General features: G+C 71.9%; 8 protein-coding genes. 6 read left to right on the forward strand and 2 right to left on the reverse strand.

All coding sequences use genetic code 11. The features are described from left to right. Positions 1 to 991 (forward strand): alpha/beta hydrolase family protein (locus ACIQOV_RS16240; protein WP_401049050.1); only part of this gene is annotated, 991 nt, incomplete at its 5' end. A 212-nt stretch (positions 992 to 1,203) separates the two neighbouring features. Here ACIQOV_RS16240 and ACIQOV_RS16245 read toward each other — a convergent pair. Together ACIQOV_RS16245 and ACIQOV_RS16250 are read right to left on the reverse strand one after the other, a co-directional pair. Further along, a complete protein-coding gene (locus ACIQOV_RS16245; RefSeq protein WP_401049051.1) occupies positions 1,204 to 3,549 on the reverse strand; it encodes an ABC transporter permease in 2,346 nt (781 codons plus the stop codon). 145 nt (positions 3,550 to 3,694) lie between these two features. Then, positions 3,695 to 4,441 (reverse strand): ABC transporter ATP-binding protein, encoded by a 747-nt coding sequence (locus ACIQOV_RS16250; protein ID WP_401049053.1) that lies wholly within the window; start codon positions 4,439 to 4,441, stop codon positions 3,695 to 3,697. On the opposite strand from ACIQOV_RS16250, the gene ACIQOV_RS16255 reads away from it, so the two are divergent. From ACIQOV_RS16255 to ACIQOV_RS16275, 5 genes are all read left to right on the forward strand, one after another. Beyond that, positions 4,407 to 5,795 carry a sensor histidine kinase gene (locus ACIQOV_RS16255; protein WP_401049055.1) on the forward strand — a complete coding sequence of 463 codons (1,389 nt, stop codon included), beginning with the start codon at positions 4,407 to 4,409 and terminating at the stop codon, positions 5,793 to 5,795. The two genes, ACIQOV_RS16250 and ACIQOV_RS16255, sit on opposite strands and share 35 nt — an antisense overlap. After that, positions 5,792 to 6,475 (forward strand): response regulator transcription factor, encoded by a 684-nt coding sequence (locus tag ACIQOV_RS16260; RefSeq protein WP_331768813.1) that lies wholly within the window; start codon positions 5,792 to 5,794, stop codon positions 6,473 to 6,475. The genes ACIQOV_RS16255 and ACIQOV_RS16260 overlap by 4 nt, the downstream gene beginning before the upstream one ends. 381 nt (positions 6,476 to 6,856) lie before the next feature. Further along, complete coding sequence (locus tag ACIQOV_RS16265) at positions 6,857 to 7,039, forward strand: hypothetical protein (RefSeq protein WP_401049058.1); 183 nt, start codon at positions 6,857 to 6,859, stop codon at positions 7,037 to 7,039. Continuing rightward, positions 7,018 to 7,482, forward strand: a complete 465-nt coding sequence (locus ACIQOV_RS16270) for a transposase family protein (RefSeq protein ID WP_401049059.1) — start codon at positions 7,018 to 7,020, stop codon at positions 7,480 to 7,482. Before ACIQOV_RS16265 ends, ACIQOV_RS16270 begins: the two co-directional genes overlap by 22 nt. Before the next feature lie 468 nt (positions 7,483 to 7,950). Continuing rightward, positions 7,951 to 8,169, forward strand: coding sequence for a ferredoxin (locus ACIQOV_RS16275; RefSeq protein ID WP_331768810.1), 219 nt, complete (start codon positions 7,951 to 7,953; stop codon positions 8,167 to 8,169). The last annotated feature ends 32 nt before the right edge of the window (positions 8,170 to 8,201 follow it).

An 8,201-nucleotide genomic window follows, 5' to 3' on the forward strand; every position in this document is an offset into this window, starting at 1 on the left:
CTCCCGCCCCTGCCGTGAGCTGATGATCAGCCTCTGGTACCCCGCCCGCGGCCGCGCGGACCGCCCCACCGTCCCCTGGATGCCTCCGGCAGCGGCCGACCGGTACCTGAGCCTCCTCGGCCTGCCTCCCGGCCGGATACGACTGGGAGCCACCCACGGCCACGAGGGCGCTCCCGTCGGCGGCCCACCGGGCCCCCTGCCCGTCGTGCTCTACTCCCCCGGCGCCGACGCGTCACGGTCGTTCGGCACCGGCATCGTGGAAGACCTCGCCAGTCACGGCTTCCTGGTCGTCACCGTCGACCACACCTACGACGCGGCGGCGGTCGCCTTCCCCGGTGGACGCGTCGAGACGAATCCGCTGGGCGGGATCAACGACTACGCCAAGGCCCTCGCGGTCCGTACCGACGACATCCGCTTCGTCCTGGACCGGCTCGCCGTCCTCCGCTCGGGTGGCCACCCCGGCGTCTGCCGCACCCCGCTGCCCACCGGCCTGCACGGGGCGCTCGACCTGCGGCGCGTCGGGATGCTCGGCCACTCCCTGGGCGGCGCCACCACCGCCGCGACGATGCTCACCGACGGGCGGATCACGGCGGGCATGAGCCTGGACGGAGGCGCGGCGGGCCCGGTGGTGGACGCCGGCCTCGACCGTCCGTTCCTGGTCGTGGACACCCCCGGCAAGGGCAGCATGGAGAACAACCCCGCCCTGCGCGCGTTCTGGTCGCATCTGCGCGGCTGGCGCCTGCACCTGACCGTACGGGGAGCCGCGCACCAGTCGTTCGGCGACGACGTGCTGATCCTGCCGCTGATCGCCCCTCTCCTGGGCAAGTCACCGGCCGATCTGGAGGAAGAGGTCGGGACGATTCCCGAGCACCGGGCACAGGCCTTCCAACGCGCCTACCCGCGAGCCTTCTTCGACCTCCACCTCCGCGACCGGGGGCGACTGCTCGACGGTCCCTCCCCCGGCTTCCCCGAGGTCGACTACGCCCGGTGAACGCCTTGGCGCCGGGCCCGCCCGTCCGGGCTCCGAGGTACGACGCCGGGGCGTTCACCGGGCGGGGTCCAGCGAGGAGGGCCGTCGGTGTCCTCGGCTTCGCCGGGAGGATCACGACCCGGGGAATCCTGCGGGGCGGCGCCTCCACCGTCCCGACAGGGCAGCGGTGCCCTGGACGGGGCCTGCATCCGTAGGGCGCCACGCCCTCGGTCCTACTCGGTCCGCAGCGCGGTGGCGGTCCGCGACCGGGCCGCCCAGCCGGCCGGCAGCAGTGCGCCGAGCAGGGCGATCACGATCCCGCCGGCCAGCAGGGGGATGAGCAGCCCGGCGGTGTAGACGTGGGACACGCTCGGCGGCAGGTGCCGGCCGATCGCGTTCCCCATCGGGGTCAGCGTCGCCTTCTCCACCGCGACCCCGAGCGGGACCCCGATCAGCCCGGCGATCAGGCCGGTGAGGGACACCGAGGTCAGCACCATCGCGACGGTCTGCTTGGGCGTCATCCCGAGGGCCTTGAGGATCCCCAGGTCATGAACCCGTTCCCGGGTGTCCTGCACCACCGTGCTCAGCACCCCGAGCGCGGCGACCGCGATCATCATCAGCGTGAGCGTGGCCACCAGAGCGCCCATGGTGATCACTATGATGTTCTTGCCCCCGCCCGAGTTCGGCTGGACCGAGGCGTTCAGCGAGGTCAGCGCGGCGGCGGCCGAGGTGGACCAGTCCGATCCGCTGACGTTGTCGGCCAGCTCCACGTTGAACAGGTCGATGTGCGGGGTCAGGCCGGCGGCGGTGAAGGTGGCCGCATCCGTCATGACCGTGTAGTCGCCCTGGTTGGTGTCGAAGTTGATGCCGACGACCTTCAGCGACAGTTGCCTGTTCTGCTGCACCACGGCGACGTCGTCACCGACGTGGATCCCCGCCGCCGAGGCCAGCTTGTCGCCGACCACCGCCTCACCCAGCGCCGAGTACCAGCGGCCGGACAGCAGCTCCAGGTGCGTCCAGGAGAAGTCGCCGGTGACCGTGAACACCCTCGGCGGTTCGCCGCCGGCCGGGGCGCCGACCATGGTCGCGCCGCTGTCGCCCCAGCCGAACGCGGTCTTCGTGCCCGGGATCTCGGCGAGCGCGGCGGCCACCTCGGCGGCGTCCAGGTGCGGGGTGCGCGGGTCGTTGGGGCCGTAGCGACCCCAGGGCACGCCCACGTCGGCTGTGGGCATCACGAACTTCGACGCGACGTTGAAGCCCGAGGTGCTGGTGTCCAGGTACTTGTTGAACCCGGACTCCAGCCCCACCGCGAACGTGACGCTCACGACGCCGAACAGTACCGCCGCACCGACCAGTACGACCCGGGCCGGCCGGGCGAACGGCTGGGCCAGCCCCAACGACACGGCCCGGGGCAGCGGCAGCCGCGAAGCCAGACGCTGCGCCACCCGACCGCCCCCGGCTCTGGGGGCGCGGCCGACCACCAGGGCCCGCACCGTCGGCATCCGGCCGGCCCGCAGTGCCGGGATCAAAGCCGTGACGCCGACGATCAGCAGGGTGCCCAGCGGCACCACGGCGCTGACCCACAACGGGATCGTGGCACTGGCCGCGCCGAGCTGCTTGGTGGCCCCGTCCAGGATCGGCACGGCCAGGAGGTTGCCGAAAACCGTGCCGAGCACCAGGCCGAGTGTCGCCGGGATCACGGCCTGCGCGGTGTAGGCGCGGGCCACCTGCGAAGGGGTGAAGCCCAACGACTTCAGAATCCCGATGCGCCGGATTCCCGAGGCCACGGCCCCGCTGACCACGATCGAGATGATCAGCACCGACATGAACAGCCCGAGGATCCCGAAGGCGATCAGGAACGGCACGTAGGCCTTGGCGTTGCCGGTCGCCTGCTGCTCCGCGGTCAGGTACGACTGTCCGGCCTCGACCGCGCCGGCCGGCGCGGCGGCGGCCACCGCCTGCTTGTCGGTGGCGATGTCCGCGGCGGTCCCGGCCTTGGCGAACCGGTAGAGCATCTGCTCGTCGGACTCGGCACCGGCGGCGGTGAGCCGCGCGAAACCGTCGGCGGTGGCGAAGCCGGTCGCGCTGTCGGTCACCGAGCCGGCGAAGCCGACGACCTTGAACGACGGCTTGCCCGGCAGGGAGGAGAACACCACCGAATCGCCGAAGCAGTCGGCGGCATAGTGCTGCCACGGCAGGGCGATCTCGTCCGGGCTCGTCGGCCAGCGCCCCTGGGTCAGCGCCAGCTGGTCCATCCCGGAGGTGCTGCCCAGGTCGGGCCGGGTGGTGACGGTGATCGGACCGTTGTCGTGACCGGCCCGATCCGTCTTGGAGCAGTCCGTGCCGATCGTCGTGTCCAGGGCGGCGGCGACCGGGTACGGCCCGGCCGCCTCGGTGACGCCGGCGGCGTGCGCGGTGGCGGCGGCCTGCGCGGCCGTGACCTTCGAGCCGTCGAACTGGACCGCCAGGTGCGCCCCGTTCCGCGCACGGAAAGCGTGCTCGAACGGGGCCTGCACGACAGTCAGCAGACCGAGGGAGAGCACTGAGGACGTCACCGCGGCGAACGTCGTCAGGGCCATGACGAGGGACTGGACCCGACGCCGGCCCACGCCCGAGCGTACGACCTTGCCCAAGGCGCTCACCGGCTCACCGCCGGCAGCAGGCGGGCCACGGCCCGGAAACCGACCTCGAAGACGCGCCGGGGCATCGGCGGCTTGCGCAGTGTCATCGGACCTCTCCCGCCGGACGAATCAGCGGTGTGCGGGCGGCCAGGCCGACACCGCTGCCGTCGTTGACGACGTCCCGCTCGACCGCGCCGTCCACCAACTCGATCGTGCGGCGCGCGGTGCTCGCGGCCAGCTGCACGTCGTGGGTGACCAGCAGGATGGTCTGGCCGTCGCTGTTCAGGTCCAGCAGCAGCTCGCGCACGTCCTCGGCCGAGCTCGAGTCCAGAGCGCCGGTCGGCTCGTCGGCCAGCAGCAGCGCCGGCTCGTTCATCAGGGCCCTGGCCACCGCCACCCGCTGCCGTTCCCCGCCGGACAGCCGCTGCGGGTAGGCCTTGACATGCCGGTCGATGCCCAGCGAGTCGAGCAGCTCGACGGCCCGCCGCTTCGCTTCGCCCTTGCCCATCCCGGCCAGCTGCGCCGGAACCATGACGTTGTCCAACACGGTCAGGTCGTCCAGCAGGTTGAAGAACTGGAAGATCATGCCGATGGAGGCCCGGCGGTACTTCGCCGAACCGGCCTCGCCGAGCTGGTCGACGCGGGTGCCGTCGACGGTCACGGTGCCACTGGAAGGCTTGTCCAGACCCGCGATCAGGTTCAGCAGCGTGGACTTGCCACTGCCGGAATGGCCGAGGATCGCCACGCACTCACCAGCCGCCACGGACAAGGTGACGCCGGCCAGTGCGGGCGGGCCGTCGTCGTACTTCTTTGTCGTGTCGCGAAGATCGATCATCGGTGCATTCGTCATGACCATGAACCTAGGAACGGACCACGATCCACCGCGTCGGCCGGCGGATGTCACCTCTTCCCAGGCCATCGGCCCGGGGGCGTATCCGGCGTACATCCCCGGGGCGACGCGCAGAGCCGACGCCACTGAATACGATCTTCGTATGGAACAGCTTCTCCAGCGTCTCTCGACATCGAAACGCGTGACCTGGCTGATGTCACAGGCCGTGGTGCTGGCCACCACCTGCTTGTACGCGCTGATTCTCGCCTTGACGATGCTGCCCACTGATTGGGCGCACTACGAGGGCCTGTTCCGGTTCCCCGACCTCGCGCCCTTCCAGATACTCGGTCTCTGCGTCGTGCTCGCCCTGCCGGTTCTGCTGGTGCGCCGTCTGCCGGCGGCGGTCTTCGCCGCGGTCCTGGGCGAAGCCGTCCTCGGCGACGCCTTCGGCGCGCGGCCCTCGATCGTGTTCGTCCTGCTCGTCGGCTTGGGCGGGTACCTCGCCGTCCGGCGGCCCAAGGCTGCCGCCGTCGGCGCCGTCGCGGCCGTCGCGGCCGCGTTCTTCAACGACCTCCACGTCCGCGAGCAGACCGTCGGCGACGCGTCCCAGTGGGCCGGACAGTTCGCGTTGTGGTTCACGGTCGCGTGGGTCTTCGGGGGGGTGTACCGCAAACGCCGTGAATACCTCGAAGCCCTGCAGGAGCAGACCGCGGCCCGCGTCGTCATGGCCGAGCGGCTGCGGATCGCCCGCGAGCTGCACGACAGCGTCGCGCACAGCATCGGGATCATCACGGTGCTGTCGGGAGCGGCGGCGCGGGTCGTGGCGACCAAGCCCGAGCAGACGCGGCAGGCGCTGACCGGCATCGAGACCACCAGCCGGGAGACGCTGCTGGAGCTGCAGCGCATGCTCGGGGCGCTCCGCCGCGCCGAGCCCGACGACGCCATGCCGCAGGCCGCTCCGCTGGCGCCGGCCGGCAGCCTGGCCGACGTCCCGCAGCTCGCCGAACGCACGGCCGGCGCCGGGGTGCGGGTTCATGTGACCTGGCGGGGCGAGCGGCGTCCACTGCCGCCGGAGATCGAACTGTCGGCGTTCCGGATCATCCAGGAGTCGGTGACGAACGTGGTGCGGCATTCCGGGGCGCGGACCTGCCGGGTCGCGGTCGGTTACGAGCCGACAGGAGTGAGGATCGAAGTGGTGGACGACGGGGACGACGGTCTCGGCGGGCCGGGCCGTCCGAGGTTCGCGGCGGGGGCCGGCGGCAGCGGCTTCGGCCTGCTCGGCATGCGCGAGCGGGTGACGTTGCTGTCCGGCCAGTTCAGCGCCGGCCAGCGTCCGGAGGGCGGATTCCGGGTGACGGCGAGGCTCCCGGCATGAGCGTGCGGGTGCTGCTGGTCGACGACCAGCCGCTGATGCTGGTCGGGCTCGGGATCCTGATCGGCGACACCGACGACCTGGAGGTGGTCGGCCAGGCCGGCGACGGCCGCGAAGCGGTGCGCCTGGTGCGTGAACTGCGGCCGGACGTCGTGGTGATGGACATCCGGATGCCGGGCATGGACGGGATCGAGGCGACCCGGCAGGCGAGCGCCGAGCCGGACCCACCCAAGGTGCTGGTGCTGACGACCTTCGACCACGACGAGTACGTCTACGGCGCACTGCGCGCCGGGGCCAGCGGATTCCTGCTCAAGAGCATGGCCCTGGACGCGATCCTGGAAGCGATCCGCGTGGTGGCCGCGGGCGACGCGCTGATCGCGCCGAGCGTGACCCGACGGCTGATCGCGGACTTCGCCGGAACGTCCGGCCCCGCGGCCCCCGAACCGGACGCCGCGCCCGCCGCGGACTCGAGTCCCCTCGCGGGGATCACCGACCGGGAGCGCGAGGTGCTGGCACTGGTCGGGCAGGGACTGTCGAACACCGAGATAGCCGAGCGGCTGGTGATCAGCGCGGCGACCGCGAAGACCCATGTCGCGCGTCTGTTCGCCAAGCTCGAGGCTCGGGACCGCGTCCAGCTGGCGATCATCGCCTTCGAAACCGGACTCGTGCCGCGTAGACGGTAGGGGCAGACGGTAGGGGCAGGATCAGAAGAACGATCGCGACCACGAGTCCACCGCGTTCCAGATGCGCCGGCACACCCCGGTCGCAGCAGGATTGGGCTTCGGGGAGTATCCGTCGCGGGCCGCGAAACGAACCCTGACCTGCACGGCAGGCGAGGATGCCGAACAGTCGGCGATGTCGCGCGGAACGGCGGTGGGCGTCCGGGCCACCGTTGCGGTCTTATGTCAGTGCGCGCTGCCGCTGTCCTCGAACACCGTCAACTACGTCGCCGACCTGATGCGCGCCCACCTGAAGGCGATCGGCTCCCGGTGGCGGTCCCGCTCGGCCGGACAGATCGCGGTGCTGGTGCTCGCAGTGCTGGTGCTCGCGGTGCTGGTGCTCGCGTGCTGCGCCACGACCAGCGCGCCGCCGACCTGGCCGGCGGCAACGCCGTGGCGGCCACCACGATCCGCCGCTGGTGCGACGAGGTGATCGCCCTGCTCGCGGCCAAGGCCCCGCGCCTGGACCGCGCCCTGAAGAAGATCACCCGGGCCGGGGCGAGGTCGTGCTGCTGGACGGCACCCTGATCCGCACCCGCCGCCGCGCCGGGAAGGCCAACCGCAAGAACTACAGCGGGAAACACACGTCCCACGGCCTGCTGTTCCTGGCCCTCACCGACGAGCGCGGCAACCTTATCCGGATCTCCTCGGCCCGCCGCGGCACGACCGGCGAGATCAAGACCGCCCGGCACGACAAGATCTGCCGGCACCTGCGCACCGCAGGCCTGGGCTCCCCGGCCGATCTCGGCTTCGTCGGCCTCGATGCCGACCGCGACGACCCGGTGGTCATCACCGGGGCCAAGCGGACCCGCAAGAAGAAGCTCACCGCCGGCCGGAAGACCGCCAACCAGATCATCGCCGCCGCCCGCGCCCCCGTCGAGCACGGCTTCGCCGCGCTCAAGAACTGGCGCATCCTCACCCGGCTGCGGCTCAACCCGACCCGGGCCACGAGCCTGCCTTCAAGGGGCTGACCGAACGGACGCTCGCCTGGCAGACCGCCGAGTTGCTCGCCCGGGAGACCGGGCGGGACGCCCGGACGGTGCTGGTCCGGCCGGAACTGGTCGTCGAGGTCGCCTTCGAGGCCTCCGGCGCAGCCCCCGCTACCCCGCCGGGCCGGCCCTGCGGTTCGCCCGGGTGGTGCGCTACCGGCCGGACAAGAGCGCCGCCGAGGCCGACACGGTGGCCTCCGTACGGGAGTTGGCCACCGCCGAAGGCTTGTGAGGCCGTCCGCGCGGCCGGGTCCGCCGACCCGTCCGGCGAAGTACCGCGGGTTGAAACGCATTGTGCCGCCAGAGGGGTTCACACACAGGGGCCGAATCGGCCGTTCTCGGTCCGGCCACCGTACCCGTCCGTAAACGGACCAGCGACGGCTAGTTTGACCGTGACAACGAGAGGCGGCCGCCGGGCAGCCGGCGCCGCCCTGACGAAAGGTGCCCGACATGCAGGTGAGCGTCGACCGGGACCGCTGCTGCAGCTCCGGCATGTGCGTGACGAACGCCCCCGCGGTCTTCGACCAGGACGACCGGGACAGCCTGGTGAGACTCCGTCAGATCGTGCTGCTGCCCGAGCAGTTCGACGACGTCAGGCTCGCCGCCGACCTCTGCCCGGGCCGGGCGATCACCGTCACCGAGGACCAGCCCGCGCAGACCGGGGCCTGACCGGCCCCACCGCCGGCCCCACAGGCCGCCGG

Origin of the sequence: Kitasatospora sp. NPDC091257 (genome assembly GCF_044757675.1) — a bacterium.
Taxonomy (GTDB): Bacteria; Actinomycetota; Actinomycetes; order Streptomycetales; family Streptomycetaceae; genus Kitasatospora; species Kitasatospora lactacystinica.